Source organism: Bacteroides sp. RTP31139st1_H2_RTP31139_211217 (assembly GCF_040227615.1).
Lineage (GTDB): Bacteria > Bacteroidota > Bacteroidia > Bacteroidales > Bacteroidaceae > Bacteroides > Bacteroides uniformis.
The window spans coordinates 1,820-2,245 of record NZ_JBCNZM010000252.1 but is presented as its reverse complement, the minus strand read 5'-3'; the positions used below and the strand labels follow the sequence as shown (position 1 = coordinate 2,245).

Below are 426 nucleotides of genomic sequence, written 5' to 3'. Positions count from 1 at the left end.
GCATCACCTTGAAATACCTTGGCGACCTGCTGACATGGAGCAACGAAACGGCAGGGCAATACGCAAAGGCAACACCGTAAAGCTGTGGGGTAGCAATGTGGTAGATGTCGTAATTTATGGTACGGAAAAGACCCTCGACGCCTATAAATTTAATCTGTTGAAAAACAAGCAGATGTTTATCAACCAAATTAACAACGGCACAATCGCCGTGCGCCGTATTGACGAGGGAGGCATGGATGAGGACAGCGGTATGAACTTTGCCGAGTTCGTGGCTATTCTGTCAGGCAATAACGACTTGCTGAACAAGACGAAGCTCGACAACAAGATTATGCAGCTTGAAAAGGAACAGGCTATTTTCAAGAAAGAACGCATCCGTGCCGAGCGTAAAATAGCTGCCGGTCAGGGAGAAATCGAAAAGGCAAAGCG

Annotated in this window: 1 pseudogene; it reads left to right on the top strand. The window is 47.4% G+C overall.

Annotated features, from left to right (window positions below):
- Positions 1-426, top strand: a pseudogene (locus tag ABUA47_RS23250) (helicase); the annotation flags it as partial.